Source organism: Streptomyces sp. NBC_01176 (assembly GCF_045039825.1).
Lineage (GTDB): Bacteria > Actinomycetota > Actinomycetes > Streptomycetales > Streptomycetaceae > Streptomyces.
On record NZ_CP108600.1, the window covers coordinates 9,547,918 to 9,569,326 of the forward strand.

Annotated in this window: 15 protein-coding genes and 8 pseudogenes; 8 read left to right on the forward strand and 15 right to left on the reverse strand. The window is 66.8% G+C overall.

Features of this window, described 5'->3' with window-relative positions; genetic code table 11:
• Positions 1 to 11: 11 nt before the first annotated feature.
• The 5 genes from OG199_RS41575 to OG199_RS41595 form a co-directional block, all read right to left on the reverse strand.
• On the reverse strand, positions 12 to 1,772 hold the full coding sequence (locus OG199_RS41575) for an MGH1-like glycoside hydrolase domain-containing protein (RefSeq protein WP_356806479.1): 1,761 nt from the start codon (positions 1,770 to 1,772) through the stop codon (positions 12 to 14).
• Positions 1,773 to 1,853: 81 nt separating this feature from the next.
• Positions 1,854 to 2,681 carry a carbohydrate ABC transporter permease gene (locus tag OG199_RS41580; RefSeq protein ID WP_356806477.1) on the reverse strand — a complete coding sequence of 276 codons (828 nt, stop codon included), beginning with the start codon at positions 2,679 to 2,681 and terminating at the stop codon, positions 1,854 to 1,856.
• Complete coding sequence (locus OG199_RS41585) at positions 2,678 to 3,655, reverse strand: carbohydrate ABC transporter permease (RefSeq protein ID WP_405834103.1); 978 nt, start codon at positions 3,653 to 3,655, stop codon at positions 2,678 to 2,680. The genes OG199_RS41580 and OG199_RS41585 overlap by 4 nt, the downstream gene beginning before the upstream one ends.
• 21 nt (positions 3,656 to 3,676) lie before the next feature.
• Positions 3,677 to 4,924, reverse strand: a complete 1,248-nt coding sequence (locus OG199_RS41590; RefSeq protein ID WP_405834105.1) for an extracellular solute-binding protein — start codon at positions 4,922 to 4,924, stop codon at positions 3,677 to 3,679.
• A gap of 186 nt (positions 4,925 to 5,110) precedes the next feature.
• Positions 5,111 to 6,127: a LacI family DNA-binding transcriptional regulator gene (locus OG199_RS41595; RefSeq protein WP_356806472.1), complete on the reverse strand. Its 1,017-nt coding sequence runs from the start codon at positions 6,125 to 6,127 to the stop codon at positions 5,111 to 5,113.
• A gap of 748 nt (positions 6,128 to 6,875) precedes the next feature.
• Between OG199_RS41595 and OG199_RS41600 the strand changes: the two are divergent.
• A pseudogene (locus OG199_RS41600) lies at positions 6,876 to 7,352 on the forward strand (transposase); the annotation flags it as partial.
• 63 nt (positions 7,353 to 7,415) lie between these two features.
• On the opposite strand, the gene OG199_RS41605 reads toward OG199_RS41600, so the two are convergent.
• A complete protein-coding gene (locus OG199_RS41605; protein WP_356806470.1) occupies positions 7,416 to 7,865 on the reverse strand; it encodes an ATP-binding protein in 450 nt (149 codons plus the stop codon).
• Positions 7,866 to 8,289: 424 nt separating this feature from the next.
• Here OG199_RS41605 and OG199_RS41610 point away from each other — a divergent pair.
• Positions 8,290 to 9,131 (forward strand): annotated as a pseudogene (locus OG199_RS41610) (IS5 family transposase).
• Between the two features lie 27 nt (positions 9,132 to 9,158).
• Here the strand turns inward: OG199_RS41610 and OG199_RS41615 are convergent.
• Entirely contained in the window at positions 9,159 to 9,584 is a 426-nt protein-coding gene (locus tag OG199_RS41615; protein ID WP_405834108.1) for a hypothetical protein, read from the reverse strand.
• Here OG199_RS41615 and OG199_RS41620 point away from each other — a divergent pair.
• A pseudogene (locus OG199_RS41620) lies at positions 9,528 to 10,578 on the forward strand (transposase); the annotation flags it as partial. The gene OG199_RS41615 and the pseudogene OG199_RS41620 overlap by 57 nt on opposite strands.
• Here OG199_RS41620 and OG199_RS41625 read toward each other — a convergent pair.
• From OG199_RS41625 to OG199_RS41635, 3 genes and pseudogenes are all read right to left on the reverse strand, one after another.
• Positions 10,570 to 11,439 (reverse strand): HEAT repeat domain-containing protein, encoded by an 870-nt coding sequence (locus OG199_RS41625; RefSeq protein WP_405834110.1) that lies wholly within the window; start codon positions 11,437 to 11,439, stop codon positions 10,570 to 10,572. The pseudogene OG199_RS41620 and the gene OG199_RS41625 sit on opposite strands and share 9 nt — an antisense overlap.
• 857 nt (positions 11,440 to 12,296) lie before the next feature.
• Complete coding sequence (locus OG199_RS41630) at positions 12,297 to 13,196, reverse strand: YceI family protein (RefSeq protein WP_405834112.1); 900 nt, start codon at positions 13,194 to 13,196, stop codon at positions 12,297 to 12,299.
• 737 nt (positions 13,197 to 13,933) lie between these two features.
• Positions 13,934 to 14,266: pseudogene (locus OG199_RS41635) on the reverse strand (winged helix-turn-helix transcriptional regulator); the annotation flags it as partial.
• Positions 14,267 to 14,463: 197 nt separating this feature from the next.
• Between OG199_RS41635 and OG199_RS41640 the strand changes: the two are divergent.
• Positions 14,464 to 14,709, forward strand: a complete 246-nt coding sequence (locus tag OG199_RS41640) for a hypothetical protein (RefSeq protein ID WP_405834114.1) — start codon at positions 14,464 to 14,466, stop codon at positions 14,707 to 14,709.
• A gap of 188 nt (positions 14,710 to 14,897) precedes the next feature.
• Here OG199_RS41640 and OG199_RS41645 read toward each other — a convergent pair whose 3' ends face one another.
• Positions 14,898 to 15,995, reverse strand: a complete 1,098-nt coding sequence (locus OG199_RS41645; protein ID WP_405834116.1) for a Glu/Leu/Phe/Val dehydrogenase dimerization domain-containing protein — start codon at positions 15,993 to 15,995, stop codon at positions 14,898 to 14,900.
• 102 nt (positions 15,996 to 16,097) lie between these two features.
• On the opposite strand from OG199_RS41645, the gene OG199_RS41650 reads away from it, so the two are divergent.
• Positions 16,098 to 16,598 (forward strand): helix-turn-helix domain-containing protein, encoded by a 501-nt coding sequence (locus OG199_RS41650; RefSeq protein ID WP_356809482.1) that lies wholly within the window; start codon positions 16,098 to 16,100, stop codon positions 16,596 to 16,598.
• Positions 16,599 to 17,532: 934 nt separating this feature from the next.
• Here the strand turns inward: OG199_RS41650 and OG199_RS41655 are convergent.
• The 3 genes and pseudogenes from OG199_RS41655 to OG199_RS41665 all read right to left on the reverse strand — a co-directional run bounded on the left by OG199_RS41655 (position 17,533) and on the right by OG199_RS41665 (position 19,342).
• Positions 17,533 to 17,685, reverse strand: a complete 153-nt coding sequence (locus OG199_RS41655) for a terminal protein (RefSeq protein ID WP_356809481.1) — start codon at positions 17,683 to 17,685, stop codon at positions 17,533 to 17,535.
• A gap of 410 nt (positions 17,686 to 18,095) precedes the next feature.
• Positions 18,096 to 18,236: pseudogene (locus OG199_RS41660) on the reverse strand (Ku protein); the annotation flags it as partial.
• A 665-nt stretch (positions 18,237 to 18,901) separates the two neighbouring features.
• Positions 18,902 to 19,342 (reverse strand): hypothetical protein, encoded by a 441-nt coding sequence (locus OG199_RS41665; RefSeq protein WP_356809917.1) that lies wholly within the window; start codon positions 19,340 to 19,342, stop codon positions 18,902 to 18,904.
• 424 nt (positions 19,343 to 19,766) lie between these two features.
• Between OG199_RS41665 and OG199_RS41670 the strand changes: the two are divergent.
• From OG199_RS41670 to OG199_RS41680, 3 pseudogenes are all read left to right on the forward strand, one after another.
• Positions 19,767 to 20,144: pseudogene (locus tag OG199_RS41670) on the forward strand (transposase); the annotation flags it as partial.
• Positions 20,113 to 20,337: pseudogene (locus OG199_RS41675) on the forward strand (transposase); the annotation flags it as partial. The pseudogenes OG199_RS41670 and OG199_RS41675, both read left to right, overlap by 32 nt.
• Positions 20,285 to 20,638: pseudogene (locus OG199_RS41680) on the forward strand (transposase); the annotation flags it as partial. The pseudogenes OG199_RS41675 and OG199_RS41680, both read left to right, overlap by 53 nt.
• Positions 20,639 to 20,644: 6 nt before the next feature.
• Here OG199_RS41680 and OG199_RS41685 read toward each other — a convergent pair.
• Entirely contained in the window at positions 20,645 to 20,854 is a 210-nt protein-coding gene (locus tag OG199_RS41685; RefSeq protein WP_405834119.1) for a hypothetical protein, read from the reverse strand.
• Positions 20,855 to 21,409: the final 555 nt, after the last annotated feature.

The window sequence follows — 21,409 nt, forward strand, 5'->3', positions numbered from 1 at the left end:
TCGCCCGCAGGTCAGGCGACGGTGTCGTCGGTCCCGGTGCCCGCAAGGCGGAGGTGGTGGTCACGGGCGAGGAGGAGGTAGCTGCTCGCGGTCCACGTGTACGCGCGGTCACGCAGGCCGCTGCCGGTCAGGGCGTCGAAGTTCTCGGCGAAACCACGGGTCTCGCACAGGGCGCGGAAGCGGGCGCTGATGTCGTCCGCCAGCCGGAGGTGGCCGGCGCGGCGCAGGCCGTCCTCGATAAGGACAGTGGCGGGGGCCCAGATCGGGCCGCGCCAGTAGCCGTCGGCCCGATAGTGCGGGGAGGTGGTCAGCTCGGTGGCGAGGCCGTACGGGGTCAGGTGGGCCTTGATGCGGTCGGCCAGCGCGCTGGTGACCTCGGCGGGCAGGTGCTCGCCCAGCGCGATGGGCAGCAGGTCGAGGAGACTGGCGCTGCTCCAGGTCTCCCCGGTCCCGGCCGAGCGCGCGACGAACCTCTCTCCGGTCCAGAGCTGGTCGAGTAGCGCCGCCTGGATTTCCTCGGCTGCCCCGACCCACCGGCTCGCCTCGTCCGGTCTGTCCAACTCTCGTGCCAGTGCCGCGAGTTCGCGGAGCTGGAGGACGAGGAAGGCGGTGAGGTCCGCGGTGACGACCACCCGCCCGGGGTCGAAGGTGGTGGCGTTGTCCCACCCGCTGTCGTTGCCGTGCTGGTAGTAGGGCAGTTCGGCGCCGGGCGCGCGCCTCACCGTGAGCCAGAAGCCGGTCCAGCGCTCCAGGCGCTCGTATACTTCGGTCAGTTCGGTCCGGCCCAGGTGGGTTGGCAGACTGCGCCGCAGGTGGCGGAAGGCCCATCCGTGGATGGGCGGCTTGACGAAGTTGTAGAGGACTTCGGAGTGGGTGACCGAGTCCGGCAGGGCGCCGCTCTCGTCCTGGTGGTCGAAGGGCAGATGGAACTGGTGCAAGGCAAGCTCCGGCGCGCCCGACGCCAGGGCGAGTGCGTTGAAGCAGTGGTCCCAGCTCCAGACCTTGTCCATCCAGTGCTTGGACATCAGCACGCCCGGCCGGGTGACCAGGCCATTTGCCGCCACCGTCGCAGACCAGACGACGTAGGCTGCGAGTTCGGCGGCGGGGGTGGCTTCTGAACGCCAGGGCGCCACCGCGTCCACGAAAGCCGTGAAGGCTCCCTGCGCGGCCGACACGATGTCGTCGAAGGGCGCCGAGGATGCGTAGGGCGGGCGAGCGGTGTCGAGTTCCTCGACCGCGACCTCCCAGTCGCCGTCTGCCTCCGCTGTCACAGTGACACCGCGATCGCTACTGCCCAGGGCCTGGTCTCCGGGCGCGTCCGCGAGGGTGCCGGACAGTACGGTGACTCGGTAGCGGCGGCCGGTCTCGTACGAGGTGAAGACGTGCGCGTTCGCGGCCGGATCGTGGAAGAAGTACGTTCCGCTGAACGGGGTGAGGGTCCGTACGGCGGCGAGGACGCCGAAGTCCAGGCCGCTGCCCCGAAGGCGTACGGCGTCCGGGGCCTCATAGGCGAGCTCGACGCGCCCGCTCTCGCCGACCCAGCTGAGCAGGCCCGGTATCGCCTCGACGCGGGTTTCGGCCCGCCCGCCTCCCACCGGTTCCAGGGGGACCAGACGCAGGACACCGTGCATGCCGTTCTGGTGCGAGACGAGGTGGAGGTCCTCGGCATACGTCTTCTCCGCGATCACGGGGGAGATGTCGAACCAGGACCCGTACGCGCTGAACGGGATGTCGTGGACGGAGAATACCGGGCCGGACAGTGCGGCGGTCATGTGGTGTGACTCGTTTCTCGGTCAGGGGGTTCCGGCCGGCCGGCGCGGGAGGGCGCCGGTCGGCGTGGCAGGTCCGGGGGCTCAGTCCTTGACGGCGCCGGTGGTCACGCCAGCCGCCACATAGCGCTGGGCGAGGACGAGAATGACCGCGGCGGGCAATGACGCCACGACCGCAGTGGCCATGATGGCGTTCCACTCCTGGTTGTTGTTGCCGATGTAGTGGTAGATGCCGAGGGTGATCGGTTCCCGGGCGCCGCCGTTGACCAGGATGTTGGCGAAGACGAAGTCGGACCAGGACCACAGGAAGGCGAACAACGAGACCGTGACGACGGCGTTGCGGCTCATCGGCAGGACGATCGACCAGAAGGTCCGCAGCGCCCTCGCTCCGTCCATCTGCGCGGCCTGGAGCAGCTCGCCGGGTATACCCGCCATGAAGGCGGTGAAGATCAGCACCGCGAAGGGGACGGCTAGAGTGGAGTCGGCGACGATCAGGCCGGGCACGGACTGGAGCAGGCCGAGCTGGAGGTAGACGGCGTAGAAGCCCATCGCCATGATGATCCCGGGGATCATCTGGGCGGCCAGCAGGACGAAGCTCAGCAGGCCGCCGCCGCGCGGGCGCAGCTTGGCCAGGGCGTAGCCGGCGGGCGCGGCCAGCGCCACGGTCAGCACGACGGTACCGAGGGCGACCACCAGGCTGGTGCCGAGGTAAGGCAACTGCTCGTCGAGGACGGTGCGGTAGCCGGCCAGGGTGCCGTGGGTGGGGAACAGGTCCGGCGGGCTCTTGCGCATGTCCTGGTCGCGGGTGAGGGACACGTTGATCATCCAGTAGACCGGGAAGAGCATGACTCCCGTCAGCAGCAGGCCGACGGCCGTCTTCCAGCCTCTCTTCGTGACAGCGTCCGTTCTCATGACAGCGCCTGCTTTCGCTGGACACGGACGTAGATCAGGCCGAACACCAGAGCGGCGACCACGAGCAGGTTGCCGACGGCAGCACCCGGGCCGAAGGCGGGCAGGAGATTGCCGAAACCGAGCTGGTAGGACCAAGTGGCGAAGGTGGTCGACGAGTCCGCCGGGCCGCCCTTGGTCATGATCCAGATGATGTCGAAGACCTTGAGGGTGTAGACGAGGCCCAGCAGAAGCGTGATGGCGGAGACCGGCCGCAGCAGCGGGAAGGTGATGCGCCAAAAGCGCTGCCAGGCGTTCGCGCCGTCGAGGGCGGCGGCCTCGTGCAGTGACCCGGGGATGGACTGCAGACCGCTGTAGAGCACCACCAGGTTGAAGGGGACGCCGATCCAGATGTTCGCGATGATCACCGAGGTGAGCGACCAGGACGGCGAGGTCAGCCAGTTCACTGGCCCGATGCCAACGGCGTGCAGAACGGCGTTGACCACCCCCGAGTCGCTGTTGAGCATCCACGACCAGGTGGAGGAGGAGACGATCAGCGGCAGCAGCCAGGGGACCAGGAACAGCGCCCGGAGCGTGGCCGAAAGCCGGAAGTTCTGGTTGAAGAAGACCGCGAGGGCGAGCCCGATGGCGTACTGGAAGACCAGGCATACGGCGGTGAAGGCCGCGGTGTGCAGCAGGGCCGGCGCGAAGACCGGGTCGTCGAAAACTTTACGGTAGTTCGCCAGGCCCGTGAACGGCGCGTCGCCCTGGACGAAGGAGCGGACGGTGTAGTCGCGCAGACTCAGGTCGAGGTTGCGGTAGAGCGGATAGGCGTAGAAGAGGGCGAGATAGACGGTGACCGGGGCGAGGAAGCCCCAGGCTGCCCACTGCGGGGAGGTCGGACGGCGCCGATCCCGCGCGGCTCGGGTCGAGGCGGCGACCGCCCCGACCCTGTCGAGCGCGGACCGGCGGTCCGAGAGCTGTTTCGTGTCGTTCATCTGCGGACCGCGAATCCCTGGTTACTTGACGGCCGACTGCGCCTCGGACAGCGCATCCTTGGGCGATTTGGAGCCGCTGAGAGCGGCCTGGACGGCCTTCCACATCTGCTCGGAGATCTTCGGGTACTTGGTGCCCAGGTCGTCGCTGGTACGGCCCTTGGCCGCCCGGACCGCGTCGGCCCACGGCTTCAGGTCGGCGTTTGCGGCCACCTGCTTGTCCTGGACTTCACGGGTGGGGGCCACATAGGACAGCGTGGTGTCGGTGTTGTAGAGGGCATCGCCGCTGGTCAGGCAAGTGACAAGCTTCTGGGATGTGCCGTAGCGGGCGGAGTCGTTCTGGACCGGGATGGTCACGAACTCGCCACCGGTGGGGGCCGCGGCGTTGCCGCCCTCGGCGGCGGGGATGGGAATCACCCCGTAGTCGAAGCCGACCTTCTTGGCATTGGCGAGCTGCCAGGTACCGTTCTCGCTGAACGCATAGTCACCGCTGGCGAACTCCTGCCAGCTGGTGGTCTGGGTGTTGTTGAGCACCGAGTTCGGAGCGTAGCCGTTGTCGAGCCAGCCCTTCCACAGGGACAGTGCGGTGACGCCCTGCGCGGAGTCGAGTGCGGTGAGCTTCGCACCTGAACCCCAGAACCACGGCAGGAACTGGAAGCTGCCCTCCTCGGTACCGATCGCCGAGAAGGTGATGCCCTTCTTGCCCACCTTCTTGACCTTCGCCAGCGCCGCCGTCAGCGACTCCCAGTCCTTGACCGAGGAGGCGTCCACGCCGGCCTTCTTCAGCACCTCCTTGTTGTAGTAGAGGGCCAGGGTGTTGGCGCCGATCGGTGTGCCGTACGTCTTGCCGCCGGACTGGCCGGCAGCGAGCAGGTTGGCATCGGCCTTGGAGGTGTCCAGCTTGTTGTCGTCGGCCGTGGTGAGCACACCCGCCTCGGCGAGGGTCGACACCACCGGATTGTCGACGATGAGGATGTCCGGGGAGTTGCCCTGCTGGGCCGCCAGCAGAGTCTTGTTGGCCAGGTCGCTGGTGTCGAAGGCCGTCCGCTTGATCTTCACATCCGCCTTGGTGCCGCACTGGTCCAGCAGCTTCGCCCAGTCCGAGCCTTTGGCGAACTGCGGGTACGGGTCCCAGACCGTGTAGGTACCGCCGGCGGCGTCCTTCGATCCGGAGCTGTCCGAGCCGGAGGAGCAGGCGGTCGCGTTGACGGCCAGTGCCAGGGTCGTCAGGGCCACGGCGGTCAGACGGCGTTGTCTGAAGGTGCTGTGCATGGCAGGTCCTTTGCTTGTTAGCACGGGTGTGCCGTGACAGGGGGTGACGGGGGAAGGCCTGAGCACGCTGAAGCCGTCTGTGAAGGATGCGGGTGCTCGGTGCGCTGGAACGAGGTGTCCGTGAGCGTGGTGGGCGGTGCGCCCGTGGGTCGTGGTCGGGAGTGTGGTGGAGTCGGGAGGCCGGGCTCAGGCGGTACCAAGGACGGGCCCGGTGCTGGCCCGCAGGGAGATCGGCGGTGCGAGCAGGTGGTTCCGGGCCGAAGCGCCGGGGTCGTCCAGCCGCTCGACGAGGAGGTCGACGGCGAGACGGCCCATCTCCTCCGCCGGCACGTTGGCGGCGGTGAGCTGCGGAGTCACCGTCTCCGCCCACCGGCCGGCAACGACCCCGGTGACGGAGAAATCGCGCGGTACATGACGGCCCGCCTGGGCGAGCCCCCGGTAGAGACCGCCGAGCGCGGCCTCGTTCAACGTGACCAGCCCCGTAGTGGACGGGGCTTCCCGTAGGATCCGTTCCAGGCACGCTTGCCCCGACGCGGCGTCGTCCCCGCAGTTGTACGTCCGCACGCTCAGCCCGCGTTCGGCCGCGGCCTTGGTGAAGCCGTCCAGGCCACGGTGCGCGGACTCGTATCCGGCCCGCAGCAGTTGCTCGGGACGGTTGACGAAGGCGACCCTGCGGTGGCCTAGGTCCGCCAGGTGGTGGACGCACGCCTCCACCAGCGCGGTGTGGTCCAGGCCCACCCACCAGCCGCTCTCCGGGTTGGCGGTGCGGCCGATGGCGACGGAGGGGAAGCCCAGCTCGGCCAGGTGGTCGACCCGGTCGTCCGCGAGCCTGATCTCCATGAGGATGGCGCCGTCGACTCGCCGTTCCCCCAGCAGTCGCTGGAAGGAACGATCGCTGTCCACGCCACTGGGAGACAGCAGCACGTCATAGTCGTGGGCCGCGGCGGCCTCGACCACGCTGCCGATGAAGTCCAGTTGCATGCCGGTGTAGTGGTTGCCTGCCGGCGGGAAGACCAGGCCGATCGTGCTGGTCCGGCCGTTGGCCAGAGCGCGGGCACTGGCGTTCGGGCGGTAGCCCAACTCGTCGATGACCTGCTGGATCTTCCGGCGGGTGTCGTCCGAGACCGGGCGTTTGCCACTCAGCGCGTAGGACACGGTGCTCCGTGAGACACCGGCCCGCCGGGCGATCTCACCGATGTTCACGAGGAACTCCTTCTTCGAACCGGTCCGAGAGAACCAGCCCGGTCGTCGAACCGGTTCGCGTGAAGTGAAGTTAGGAACAAGCCGGACGGCTGTCAACACCGGCAACGGCACTTCTTGCAAAAGCATGACAACCCCAACGCTGCACGGGTTTTGCCTGCATCGCTCGTGCCAGAGGTATTGCTGCGAGATTTCCTCGGTGCTAGGTTCCTGCGAACCGGTTCGATGAAAGTGATCCTTCCGGAGGCGGGAGCGGGCCCAGGAGGCGAGATGCTGGCCTCGCCCCTGCGGCCCCAGGCTGTGTTCCTCCTCGCCGAAGAGCAGGTCGACGCCGTCCTGGATCCTGCCGCGTCAGGCCTTTCGACCCGGCCCAGTTGGCCATCAGTGACGCTTCACCCTCCGGGTCGACGGTGCCGTGAACGAATGACCAAGAGGGCATCCACTCCCTGCACCGAGTCGACCCGCGACCGGTCAGAGACGCTCGGTTGCCAGCCTGGGTCACCTAAAAGATCCTCACTCATAGCTGTGCGGCTGTTGGTGAAGGGGGTGGGGTGTGTGAGGACCATGGTGGGGGGCGGTCAGGAACGGACCCGAAAGGCGGGAACATCATGGAAGTCATCTTCGGTATGGCCCTCGACGCAACTGCCCCAGCAGCCGGGCGAAGACCGTAACCGCATCATCGAAGAGGTCGAAGCGGTCATCGAGGAGAAGCGGGAGCAGTAGACCGCGAGCGACCGTCTCCAAGGCCACCCGCGGCTACGACGCGGGCAAGAAAATCAACGGCCGCAAGCGCCACCTGGTCGTCGACACCCGCGGCCTACCCCTCATGGTCATGGTCACCCCCGCCGACCTGCACGACGCCGCAGCCGCGAAGGAAGTCCTCTTCCGTCTGCGCCTGATGCACCCCGAGATCACGATCGTGTGGGCCGACTCCGCCTACGCCGGGAAGCTTCGTCGACTGGGCGAAACAGCACCTCAACCTCACGATCAAGCCTGTCAGCCTCCCAAGGACGCATCCGGGTTCGTCGTGCTGCCCCGCCGCTGGGTCGTCGAACGCAGTCTTGCGTGGATGATGCACGCCCGCCGCCACGCGAGGGACTACGAACGCCTCATCCAGCACTCCGAGACGCTGATCACCTGGGTGGCCATCACTCTCATGACCAGGCGTCTAGGCCGGAAGGGAACCACCCCCAGCTGGCCGAAGGAATCGGCGCCAGCCGACGGTTGACCGGGCCCGCATCGCATGGGTCCGGTCAACCGTGCCGTTCCGGAGGTGGGTTAGCGAAACGACTCAGCTCGTCGTCGGGCGCCTGGAAGAACTTCGCGTACTCCTCCAGCAACTCGCCGCTGACTGGAACGGTCCCCGGCCCACCCTCCTGGCTGCGGGCTTCGAGACGGCACAACTCATCGACCGACGCAGCAAGGTGGTGCAGCTCAACGGAAACCCCGAGTGCATGCGCCGCCAAACGCTTCTCCTCCCGCTCAGCGCGCCCCAGAAGCCGAACTCCAAGATCACAGTCTGTCCGAGCCTCAGCAGATCCTGGGCATGAGCCCAAAACCGCCCCTCAAGCTGGTCACGCATCCGCTCATCGAACAGGTCGACACCAAGATCTGCCAGCCATTCGTCCGGACATAGACGCACCGCTGGAATCTCTCTCGCCAGGCGCTTGGCCAGCGTGGTCTTCCCAGAGCCAGGAAGCCCACACAGCAAGATCAGCCTGGGCTCTGGACTCGCATCCATCAGGCGCCTCCACAGCACCGCGGCAAGGTCATGCCAGCATGCTCGCGCAACCGCTCCGGGTAACAGAAATGGTTTCCGAGTCAGTGACCGCGCTGCCCGAGCGTTCACCAGCTTCGCCCGCACTCACTCGTTTACCGCACCCATACCGGCTCAACGATCTCTTCACCAGGCCCGTTACGAACGGGTGGGCTTAGAAACACGCACTGAAAGAGCGTTTTGTCGCGACAGGGGTGCTCCGTAGCCGTTCAGATGGCGGACCGCTTCGGGCCGGCTGAGGCGGTAGACGCTTGTTGTGGCAGATGGGGCGGGTGACGGCCTCCGAGGGCCCGTTTCGGTTCTTTCGCTCCTGTCTGATCCCAACACGCCCCCGGGCCCGCCTGTTTGCGCCCTGTGGCGGGACGGCTGCCATCGGTACTACGGAAACATGCCTCGCCGACAGCGGCCGTACCCGAGTGACCTGTCCGATGCCCGTTGGGGACTGCTCGAACCAACCCTGACGGCCTGGCGAGTAGAACGCAGAGGGAAGGGCCTGGACATCGGGCGGCCACCCGAACACGACCTGCGCCGGATCATGGACGCCATCCTCTACGTCGACCGGACCGGGATCCCATGGCGGTACCTGCCACACGACTTCGCCCGTGGGAAACCGTCTATGGATACTTCGCCGCCTGGCAGAAGGACGGCGTCTTCGACCAGCTCAACAGACTCCCGCGACGGCTGGTCCGGAAGGCCGAGGGCCGAGACGCCGAGCCCAGCGCCTGCATCCTCGACGCCCAGAGCATCAAGACCTCGGCCAACGTGCCCGCGGCCGGCCAGGGCATCGACGCCGGCAAGAAGATCTCGGGCCGCAAACGGCACATCGGCGTCGACACCGTCGGCCTCCTCCTGGCCGTGCTGGTCACCGCCGCCAGCGTCTCCGACAACGCCGGCGGAATCCGCCTGCTCTCGAACATTGCCGAAGGCCACCCTCGCATCACGAAGGCGTGGGCCGACAGCGGCTACCACACCAAGGCCATCGACCACGGCGCCCGCCTGGGCATCGACGTCGAAGTCACCCGCCGCGACCCCGCCCAGAAGGGCTTCAAGGTGATTCCGCGGCGCTGGGTCGTCGAGCGGACCTTCGGCTGGCTCATGCACCACCGCCGCCTCGCCCGCGACTACGAAACCCACCCACACCGCTCCGAAGCCATGGTCAACATAGCGATGATCGACCTCATGAGCCGCAGACTCACCCCCGAATCGACCCACAACTGGCGCGACAGCTGAACGGCGGCACTGTTGGGCTCCTGCGAATCACAGCAGGTAGGGCCACAGGCTGACGCTGTTCCGCTCCACACTGATCTCGACCCACGTTCCATCGACAGCAGTCGATGGCGGCGGGTCGGCGAGGTCGAACAGGATGCAGGTTCCAGCTACTTCCAATATGGCTCCGCCATCGCCCGTCAGGCCCAGCCGCCCCCGAAAGACGATCCGACCGCCTTCCTCCTCATCCACCCCGGGTGAAAATGAAGTGGCCGGTCGAGTGTTGCCGCCCCAGGCCACGTCCTCTTCAACGGTCCACTCCATGGGGCAGGTCGCCGACGGGCGCGCGACGGTTCGGGTGCGCTCGGAGGTGGGTGCCGCTGCGGCGTTCTGGTGCGGTGATCCGACGGGAGTGTCCTGGCGGTTGACCTGAATGCCGGCGGCGGCGCTCTGCTTATCGCTCTCCTGGCCAGCCATGGTCAGCGGCTCCTCTACATTCTTGGCCGAACCGTCGACCACGCCTCCCGTGGCTACCGCGGAGACGGCAAGATCGATGCGAAGGACGCCTACGTCATTGCTGACCAGGCACGGATGCGCCGGGATCTGCAGCCTCTGCAGGAGTGGGACGAGATCGCGGTGGACTTGAAGATCCTCACCGCCCGCCGCTACGACCTCGCCGCCGACGGCACCGCGCCATCAACCGGATGCGAGCACAGCTCCTGGAGTATTTCCCTGCCTTGGAACGGACCTTCGACTACGCCGCATCCAAAGCCGCCCTCATCCTGCTGACCGGTTAGCAAACACCGGCAGGCCTGCGCCGGATCGGACCGAGCCGGCTCGCGGCCTGGCTGAAGAACCGCAAGGTCCGTGGGGCCAGGCCATGGCCGATGCGGCGGTCGCCGCGGCGCAGGCCCAGCACACCGCCGTGGCCGGGGAGAGCACAGCCGCCGCCGTGGTGAACACCCTGGCCCGGTCGGTCCTGGCTCTGGACGAAGAGATCGCCGCCATCGACGCACGCATCGCGGCCCGTTTCCGAGAGCACCGGGATGCCAAGGTGATCCTCAGCTGGCTTGGGCCCGTTGCTGGGGGCGGAGTTCATCGCCTGCACCGGCGGGGACATGGACGCCTTCGGCAGCGCCGGCCGCCTCGCCGGAGTCGCCGGTCTCGCACCGGTCCTGCGGGACTCCGGTCGCATCAGCGGCAACATGCGTCGACCACACCGCTACCACCGTCGGCTCCTGCGGGGCCTCTACCTTTCCGCCCAGATCGCCGCCCGCTTCTGCCCTACGCCGACGGCCTTCCACGACCGCAAGCGAGCCGAGGGCAAGAGCCACAAGCAGGCGATCCTTGCCCTCGCCCGCCGCCGCCTCGACGTCCTATGGGCAGTCATCCGCGACCAACGCCAATGGACAGCCCAGCCACCAGTACCGGCACTGGCCGCCGTATGAAGCGCACGCCTACCTCACGGTGATGCGGATCCCGAATCTTCCCCACGGCCGCTCGTCGTGCCGCGGAGGGGCTTGCGCTGACGGGCCTCGGTTGCCTGGTCACGAACGTACGGGTCGGCGTCCGCTGCCAGCTGGTCGAGCACGGACGAGGTCGCGGGGTCTGCGGGCTCCAGGGCGGAAAAGTGGCCCAAGGCGATCGCGACCCAGGCTCGGACACGGGGGTTGTCGTCGTTCGCGAGCAGGCGGATCTTCCGCAGTGTTCTGGGTTGTTGGAGGAAGCCGAGGGAACTGAGGGCGGAGACCCGCACCTGCGGGGAGGGATCGTTCAGCAGGTTCAACAGCAGGTCGATGGCTGCCGGCTCTGTTCCGTGACTGCCGAGTGTGCCCACGACCGCGCTGCGGATTCCTTCGTTTGAGTCCTGCGCAGCGTGGGCCAGCAGATTGAGATCAGAGGGTTCGGGGACGAAACCGAGCAGCCAGATCGCCGACCTGCGAAGGTCCTCATCGTTGCCATCGGCGCAGGGCAGGAGGATTTTGCGCGCGGTGGCTGGGTCTTCCTGCGCGAGTACGTAGAGCGTCGTTGAGAGCGAGTCCTGGTCGTCACCCAGATTGCGGGAGTAGGCCCGCAACAGGGCGGCTAGGGACGTGCGGCCGGCAGTCTCGGCAAGAATCCGAGCGAGGGCATGACGGGCGTACCAGTTGCCTGCTTCCACGGCTGCCGCGAGATGCCCCTCCACGTGCGGAATCAGCTCCCGCCGCTGGGCAGCTACGAGCTCCTCTTCGATTCCTGCAAGGTCATCGAGGTCGCAGTCCGGATCCATGAGGCCGGCCGCCAGCTCATCAAGGCGCAGGGTGAGATCGCACGCTGCCCGTTGGTCTTCCAATCCGTCCTCCTCGTAATCCTTCAGACCGTACCGATCTGCCCCAGCGGGCCTCCGGCGGGGCCCCTGCTTCTGCCGAACGAATTGTCCAGCAGGCCTCTGCCAACAGTGTTCGGGGTGGCCGACTCACGCAGCCGCCCAGACCTTCCCAACGTCTCCACAGGACTCCGTGACCTTGACAAGAACGATTGGGAATCAGTCACATCAACAGCCTCTCCGGCTCGCCGGAACTCTTGATCGTGTGAGAGCTACGCCAACCAGTCTCTTTTCCGCACGTCAGGGAGTGTCATGCGTAGGACTTTGTGGGTGGCCGTCGCGCAGAGCACGGTGCCCGAGGATCCGACGGAACCGGAAAACCCTCTTGCGAGTGGATCCGAGATCCGGCAGCTGATGCGCGAAGCGAGTGCCACTGGCGCGCAGCTGGTGCAGTTCCCGGAAAGTTCGGTCACCTATCCCAGCAAGCATGGGATCGCCGCGGGCCCTGCAGGCACCCTCACGGCTGTGGACTGGAACCGTGACGACTGGAGCGTCATGCGCGCTCAGGCGCAGTCCATTGCCGACCTCGCCGGAGACCTGGGGGTGTGGGTGGTCTTCGGCTCGCTCCACCCGCTCACACCGCCCCGCCGCCCGAGGCCCACATCCGGTCACGCTGCCGTAATGGCGGATGCGATGCTGTGGTGCCCGGCGACGCGTGTGCGAAATCGGGTACGCGTGACGTGCCTTCGCGCAGGTTGTCCAGGAACTGCCCGTAGGCGTGGGCAACCGCGAAGGTGAACCTTGCCGCCGATTGAGGGCGTGGCGCAGGCCCGGCCGTGGACCTATCGATCGGCGAACAGCGGGCTGACTACATGCAAGAGGTGTCACTTGAATTCCAGCTCGGTGCCCCTGGGGACGATCTGGACGTTGAGTTCAATATTGATGTTGGAGCCAACGACTGCGATGCCGCGGGCCAGCATCGACTGCCAGTTGATGGTGTAGTCCTCGCGGTGCAGCTCGGTGGTGGCCCGGATTGCCGCACGGGTCTCACCTTCCATACCGACGCGCAGACCGCCGTATGTAGCGTCGAGGGTTACCGTGCGCGTGACTCCGTGCAGCGTGAGTCCGCCGGTGATCGCCCAGTTGTTTCCGCCACGATGAACGAAACGGTCGCTGTAGAACTCCATGGTCGGGTACTGGTCCACGTCGAGGAAATCCGCGGACCGCAGATGCTCGTCACGCATCTTTACATTGGTGTCGATCGAGGCGGCGTCGATAACGACATGCATTGCCGTCTCTTCCATCGACTCTCCGACCCGAATCGCCCCGGAGAAGTTGCTGAAATGGCCAAAGACGCGGCCCAGTCCGATGTGCCGGGCTGCGAAGGAAATTCGGGTATGAGCTCGTTCGATTTCCCATTCGCCGGGGGTTGGCAAAGGGGTCAACGGTGCTGCCTGAAGCAGAATATCTTTCACCCCGGTGCACTTTCCCTCTTCTACGACAGACTCGTTTCCCCGGTACGGGCTGAAACTTTCTGACGAGACGGCGAGCCGGTATTCTCCAACGGGAACCATCGCCAAGATCATACCGAAGGGGTCAGTCTCCCCGCCCACAATCTTACGACCGTTTCTGTCGCTCACAGTGAATTCGGCGTGCCTGACCGGCTGGGTCGCAGGATCGAGAACGCGGCACGCGAGAAGACCTGCGTCGGACGGCACGGAAAGTCCAGATATAGAGTTTTGCCCGTTCGCGGCCACCGGGCGGCCGAGAAGACGACGGATCATGGTGTATGTACCCCTGTGCAATGAAGCTCGCGGCTCTTACGGTTCGACTGGTCGTCGAACGGGCCGCTGTTTGAGACATTATTCGATCACTTGGCGCCATTCGATGCAAACGGGCCGGCAGGGAGAGGTGCTCATGCATGCAACCTGCATGCAACCTGACGTTCGTGACACTCACACTCACACCTGGTGAACCGCAGCCCGAATGGACGTAACCGACCAATGCTCCGCGCAGCGACCCACCTCCTGGTGCGGGGGGGGGCGTGTTAGCTGGGACGAGGTCCTCCGCGGCAGCGGTTGCCAACGGCGGCGAATCTGGACGGCGGTTATTGCACTAAATCCGTTTTGCCCCTTCAGTTGGGGGGGGGCGGGGTGAGTGACGCCATCCGAAACTCTTGACAATCTCTTCACGTCTCCTCGATGGCTGAGCGGAATGGCATTTATGGAACCCCGCATGCGGCTCGCGGCGAACTGGGCGCAGGCGGTCTCCCCTCGCGGCGAGCCCAGCAGGTGACAGTTGTTCGGGGAGCCTGGGTGTGCAGATGTCCGCTACGTGGGTGTCAGACCTGGGCGCCGTCGGCGAGACAGTCGGCGCCGTTGACGAAGCTGGAAGCGTTGGAGGTGTCCGCGAGCCGAGCGAGGAGGTGATCCTTGTCTGGCTCACCACTTCGGGATTTCGAGTGAGAGGCTCTTCGGCTCTCCGGAGCATATTGCTCAGCCCGGATCACTTCTTGAGCTCGGAGATGCTTCTCCGCCCAGCTGCCCAGTTCCTTCAGCGCGGGCTCCAGTGCGGCGCCGGCCTGCGTCAGACCGTACGAGACCCGCAGCGGGGGGCCTTCGTCGACCTCGCGCACGACGAGTCCCGCCGCGGCGAGTTCCGTGAGGCGGTCGGAGAGCATCCGTTCGCTGATGCCGGGGATCGCCCGGCGCAGGTCGGCGAAGCGGACGGGATGCGGCAGCAGCACGGCCACGATCAGGCCCGTCCAGCGCTTTCCGAACAGCTGGAAGACCCGGGCCATACCGTCGTCGACCTTCTGGCACGGCCCTGCGTCGTGTGCTCCCAGCGCTGACATGTGCGTACTACATTCCTTTGGTGGAGAGAAAAACAGGTGGCCAGCCAGCGATCGTGCACAGAGAAGGATGTTTTGCGCTAGCGCATCGGACATGCTGTCTGCGTCAAACTCCAACCTGAGCCTGTGACATGGACTCTCATCCGCTTCTTTACTTCTCCTGGGCCGTGGTTCATCGTGGGCTCGCGAGTCCTGGGTGCATGGATGTCTTCCTCGGCGCGCGCAGCGGTGCGTACCAGTTGGTCCATGGCGGCGTGACTCAAAGGAACGGACAGTTCAGGCAGGGCGATCGTCACGGCGCCATGGCTCGACAAGGCCAGAGGATCGACCGCCAGTCGAGGAAGCTCTGTGGAGACCCGGGCCGCTTCGTCCTCGATCGGCCCAGCGAACAGCAACTCGACCGCGGTCTGTACGTTTCCTGTGGTGTCGACAAGTCGTGGCAGTGATGTCAGGTTCCCGCCCGACCAGAAGTAGACGCGAATCTTCCGCATATCTATCCCGGTCGCAGGCTCGCCCACCTGAACCACACTGGTGGAGGGAATCCCACACGCTGATATCGCTAGAGAAATGAACAGTGCAACGAGAAATATCCGATGCGGGTGGAGCCTTCGTACCGGGGTTCCTCGGTATCGCATCAAGTGGTACTGAGGGTGTCTCCGTTCGATTGGTGGGCTCCTGCGGCGGTCAGGGCGTCTTCGGCGAGACGGTAGGCGACGGCCAGGGGTGTTGTTTCCTCATTCGCACTGTCCTCCAGTATCCGTGTGGTGGCTTCCTCGATGGAGGCGAGCCGCTGCAGGGACTGAGCCGGGGTGAGTTGGTGAAGCTCCAGGCCGGACGCATACATGACCCCGCCGGCGTTTGCCACGAAGTCCGGTGCCCAGGTGATCTGTGCCTTGGCCAGGTCCTGTGCCACGGCGTCGTGGGCCAGCTGGTTGTTGGCCGAGCCGACGATCGCCCGGCACCGGAGTGAGTCGGCCAGCTCGGAGGTGAAAGCGCCGCCCAGGGCGCAGGGCGCCAGAATGTCGGTCTGAAGGGTGTAGGCACCGTCCAGTTCTACCCACTGCGCTCCGGACGTTTCTACGGCCGAGCGTCGCTCGGGGTCGACGTCGGTCGCCCGTACGTGAGCGCCTTGTGCGAGCAGGCGCTTGGTGAGCTCCTGCCCGACGCCGCCGAATCCGATCACCACCACGTCACGCCCCCGCAGATGGGGTGCTCCCCACAGGTGTGCGGCGGTTGCGTTCATCGCGTGCTCGACCCCGGCGGCGGTTCCGAAGGTGGTGGCGCCGAGGCCATCGTCTGTGGCGGAATAGCCGCCCACGTAAGGGGTGCGGCGGCGCATGAGCTGGATGTCGGCGGAGCTGGTGCCGACATCGGGGGCCACGTAGTAGGCGCCGTTCAGATCGTGGACCAGTTCGGCGACATCAAGCAGCAGGGCTTCCCGCAGTTGGCCGTCCAGGCGCTGAGGGCCCCCGGGCAGGAGCGGGACGACAGTCTTTCCTCCGCCCGTGCCATTGCGGACCGCGGCAGCCTTGTAGGTCATCCCGCGGCTCAGTCGGAGACAGTCCACCAGCGCGTCGGCCGGGGAGTCGTATCGAGCGATCCGCATGCCACCGACGGCAGGTCCGAGGCGAGTGGAGTGAATGGCGATGACCACTGGCAGGCCGGAGCGATGTCCCTGCCGGACCAGGAACCCCTCATGATCGAGCGTGGTCTCCAGAGTGCGTGACGGCATGGCCAGTCCCTCCAGCTCAGATACGGGCTGACTTAACAGTAGGCAAGTCAGGGCTGGCTTAAGCTAGCATAAGTCTGCTGCTTCGCTAGACGGGATGGTGTGATGTCGGCACTCACTGGCTCGCTGACCGACCGGGACAGCTGGAGCGAACACCGCTGCTCAGCGGCTCGGGCTCTGGAAGTACTGGGGACGCCCTCGAATCTGTTCGTGCTGCGCGAGGCCTTCTACGGCACGACCTACTTCAACGACTTCGTCCGCCACACCCCGCTGAGCGCACCCGCCACGGCCAAGCGCCTACGAGAACTCGTCGAGGTCGGACTCCTGCGGCGGACCCCCTATCAGGCGCCGGGTCAGCGAACACGCGACCGCTACGAACTGACCGGACCCGGCCAGGAGCTCCTGATCGCCTACTTCGCGCTGATGGAGTGGGGCGACCGCCACGCCACGCCGGGAACGGAAGGCGGTCCGGTTCGCTTGCGGCACCGAGACTGCGATGCTCCCGTGCACGTGGAACTCTCCTGCTCCGACGGCCACACGCTCGCCCCCAGCGAACTCGAGGTCGTTCCAGCCCCGGGACTGTCGCAGACTGGGGCGGCAGACTGATCCCTCCGACGGCCACTCGCCCCGTGTACGCGATTCGTCCCGGCAGCGCCCTGGCGACGTTGATCGGCTCCATTCGTAGCCGGGATCAGCTCAGCTTCTGGACCGCCGCGCGGACGGCCTTCGCGCGCCGCGGGGCACTGGGACGGCTTCACTCGTGGGGTGCGGTTAAAGCGGCATTCACCTGACCGTGGTCTGCCACCGTCTCCGTCTGCCCGCCGCCCTGCACCAAGCACTGCAGACGGCCGACCACGCCATCACCGCCGCTGGACCGCTTCGTCTCCTACGACAGCCCCGCCCCCTCGCCTGCTGCCTGCACGCCGCCGCCGATCGCCTGGCGGCACCGGCCGCCACCTGGCCCCCTCGCCCCGCGCACCGCCCGGGAAGCCGGCCGCCGCATGGCGGGGCGCGTCCGTCCGGCTGCGGCGGTTTGTCGCCGGGCTCGGTGATGCAGGCGACCTCCCACCCCGCCTCGCCGCAGTCCCGGCCGCCGCGCTGTGCACCGGCGCGTCCCTCCAGCAGCTGGCCACCGCCCGCCTCCGCGACTGCGACGACGCCGCGCCCACGCTCGCCCCGCACGACCGCGCCCGCTACACCGACGGTTGCGCCATCTAACCCGTACCCGGCTGAACGCGCGTTTTCCTGCGGGCCGTGGCCTGCTTCGCCCGCCTCCTGGCCGGCCAGAACCGGGAACTGCTCACCGCGCCCGGAGACCGTACGCACCTGCTGCGCCCGCGGAGACGGCCAGGCTGCGCCCACCGCAGCCTCCCACCTCACGCCGACAGGGGCCCGGCCAGCCGGGTGGAGTGGGATTGGCGCGAGCAGCAGGAAGCCAGGAAGTGCGACGCAATGCTGGGTATACCCGAGAAGCCCTCACGGGGCTGAACGGCCCCGCTGGCAGGATCGGCCATCTGCCCGGCGTCTTCCCGGCGGGAGGTCAGCCGATCGAGAAGTCGGCGAACTCGGCGTCGGTGAAGGCGATATGCAGGCCATGGCCGCGCCAGGCCCCGTCGCGGAAGTAGGAGTGCCTCAGCGCGCGGGCGAGAATCACCATCTGCTGCTGCTCGCCCGCGGGCGGCGAACAGCTCACGGGCCACCTCTTCCGGCAGATGCTGGCTGATCCATGGCACCCGCGGATCGTCCGACGAGCCTGCTGGCGCGGCGAATTCGAACCGCGCCCTGGTGTGCAAGACGAAGCCCTCCGCCTCGGCTCGGGCCCGTCGGCGAGCACGGACCCGGGGTGCCACCGAGCCAGGACCGCTTCCTCGATCACCCGGATCTGCGCAGGCCCTGGCGAGCGCCGCGCTCCAGGCTTCTTCGTCACCCACCGCTGCACTGCGATACCTGAAGAGTTGCGGGCTAGCCAGTTGGATGCGGGCGGCGAACGCTCGGAAAATCAGATTCCGTCAGCTAAGCCGGAACCCGCGCGCGGGACCGTCGCAGCCATCGACCGGCACGCAGGTTCCGGCCTACCAACGTTCAGGATTCTGGGAACCCGCGCGCGTTGGCCGGCTCGAACGCGACGCTCTCGATCGCCTTCGCGGTCGGCAGCGGCATCGACTCCAGCTCCGCGTCCGTGACCGCGACCAGCGTGTCTTTCGAGACCTCAAAGCCCTTGCCGATCTCTCCCGCGGACACCTCCGCAGGCGTTGTCGACGGCGCGCTGCCGACCGTGCGCGATGCCGCCGTGTTCCCGCGCGAGCTGCACGGCGAGCCGGTGACTGTAGCCGTTGTCTTCGTGCAGCAGGGTCTGCGCACGTTCACGGCCTGAGGTGGAGTTCACCGGCGTCGAGCACATCGAGTTCGACCGGTGATGAGCCGGACCCCGGGGTCGGATCAGGGGCCCGGCTCGCGCGCCGTTCGGTGGGAGACGGTCTGGCGCTGCCGTATGCAACCTTGTGATCAGTCCGTGCGTCACGACCCGGATGGGGATAATCCTGGACATGAAATTCGCACGCGACTCGCTCCTGTACGTGGCGGTCGGGGTGCTGGGCATGTGCACGACCTCACCGTTCGGAGACCCGCCGAGCACCTCGCGGACAGCCCGGTAGCGGTACTCGGCCAACTGCTGCACATTCACGATTCCGACAGAAGCACACTGACGCACCAGCAGTTGGGAGGCGGCGAAGGTTCAGCCGAACGTGTCAAGCGTCTCCAGAGCACAAAGGGTCAAGCATCTCCTGAGACCGTAGACCGACACTTCGTAATGGCGATCAAGTCCAGGCCCTGCGCCAGATCTCCGACTCAAGGGCGTTCCAGCGCGCCCCGCCGTTGGAGTGGCACGCCGGAACCTGGTGGTTGTATGGCTAGGACGTGACCTTGCAGGAGGGCAGGCTCGTGGAGGCGGAGCCGTTGGCCTCGTGCATTTCGACATACATGTAGTAAGTGTGGTTTTCCGGCAGGTCGCCGGTGGCCCAACCGGAGTAGGTGCCCTTCCCCTGCGTGCTGGCGGTCCGCCCGGTGCCTCCGGTGCCGAGGTGGGCGACTACGTAGTAGCCGTCGCTGCGGGGGTCGACAGCCTCCATCTTGTCCCCGTTTGCAACGAACTCCGCAAGGCCGACGTAGTGATTGTCCTGGTCGTAGACAACGCTCTCGTAATCCCCGGCGATCGGCAATTCGCACTTCTGATGGAAGACCGTCACTGCAGCGGTCGTAGCGCTCGCGTTGCCAGCCCCCGTTGCCAGCCCCGCCGAGGCCAACATGAGCGCTGCCCCGCAGAGAACTGCTCGCCGCATCTTGTACGCCATGCTGTCTCCCCCTGTTGCCGGTGGCCCGGCCTCCCCGGGACGGGCGCCTCCGGGTTTGAACTTCGATGGTGTCCTTGGGCAACGACCGTATATTGCGCGGTCGCGCGAGGTTGATATTGGTGTCAGCCATCCCGGCGTTCTGGTGTCTCAAAACAGGTACTGAGAGGTCGTTTTCATCTTGAGTACGGCGCTCTGGGTTGGTTTGCTCTGTCTGTCGATGTGTTGCTGGTGAGGCTGTGGTGGCGCTTCTGTTTGGCGGGGCGGACGGTGTGACCGATGGGACCGAGGTCGCTTTGCGCCAGTCTCATTCCAGGACGCCCGGGTCTGTTCCGTGCTTCGACGCGGCAGGATGCACGCCTGGGCGCACGCCCCCGGGCCGCGATATGCCCAGGCCATGACGGAACGTCGTGCGTAGCCGAGTGACCTGTCCGATGCCCGCTGGGAGTTGGTCGAGCCGGTCCTGGCGGCCTGGCGCTTCGAGCGCCGTGGCAGAGCTCTGGGCTTCGGCCGGCCGCCCGAGCATGACCTGCGCGACATCATGGACGCGATCTTGTATGTGGACCGCACCGGCGTTCAATGGCGCTACCTCCCGTATGACTTTCCGCACTGGAACACGGTCTACGGCTACTTCGCCAAGCAGGAAGGTGTGTTCGCCCAGCTCAATGGCCTGCTCGGGCAACTCTTACGACAGTAGGAGGGCCGGGAGGCTGAACCGTCGGCCTGCTTGATCGACGCGCAGAGCGTGAAGACCTCCGCCAGCGTGCTCGCCTTGCACGGACGGGCCGGTGCGAACGCTGGTCGATCTAGCGCTCGCTCCCGAGCACCGCCGTGGGCACGGAGCCCTGTACGGCGGACTCAACCAGGGCCGGATCGACGTGGCCCGGCTGCGCCGGGACCTGGCTGGGGTGCCGTTGCCACGGGCAGCGGACGGTCGGCTCGTGCTGGCGGTTGAACCTTCTTATCGCCGCCCACCAGCAGCTCGACGGTCCGATCGTCCTCATCTGGGACAACTTGAGCGTCCACAAAGACCACCGCATGCGGGCCTTCATCGACGCCACGGACTGGATCACCGTCTACTGCCTGCCGCCCTACGCACCCGACCTCAACCCCGTCGAGGGCATCTGGTCACTGCTCCGCCGCAGCAGCCAGGCCAACACCGCCTTCACCGACCCCGAGCACCTCATCCGCGCGCTCCGACACGGTCTCCGCCAGATCCAATACCGCAGCGACATCATCGACGGCTGCCTCACCGAGACCAGGCTCAAGCTGACGACACCACACCTACAAGCTCAGTAATCCTGGTCAGCGGCTCAATTCCTCGACCCGTGGGCCGACTTCCGCCCGCCACGCGCGGTCCTGGTCCCGGGTGGGACCGATCTCGTACTGGTGGTAGTGACACCCCAGGCAGAGATGCGACCAGACGGCGTTGGTGCGGCGGGCGGTCGTCGCGACGGTGTAACAGCGCAGGCAGAGCACCTTGGCCCGCGTGGTGATGCCGGCAAGCCCGGGCACCGGCTGCGTCGAGCGTGCGGTCGACGGCGATCTCGAGGGCGGTCCGCAACGCGAGGGAGGCGCCGCGGTACCGGCCGGCCGCCGTCGCCCCGACGCTGGGGTCGGAGAGCAACAGGTCTGCTGTCAGCAGCAGTTCTTCGACGGTGGTGCCTGGGCTCGTCGTCACTTGGCCACCCCTGCCGTACGCACCATCTGCGCGAGATCCTCGATCTCGTCCACGAAGCGGTGAGCATCGGCGATCCGCGTTCCCGTCGCGTGGGCGCCGTTCTGGCACTGTCTGAGGAGGTCCGCCGCGCGCGCGGTCCGCAGCGGGTGCGGAGTTCCCGATACACCTTGTCGGTGCGGTCGGCGTCGGCGAACAGGGCCAGTGCGGCCATCTTCAGCAGCTTGTCGGCGCTGGCTACGGCGGCATGCAGATCATGCTCGGAGCCCCCGGTGCGGTGGTGCTGGATCCCGGCCGCCTCGACGAAGGCGTTCTCCAGGGCGATCCGGCACAGGCTGGGCAGCACATGGGTCCGGGCCGGTAGCGGCAGGTTCGGAGTGCGGACGATGGCC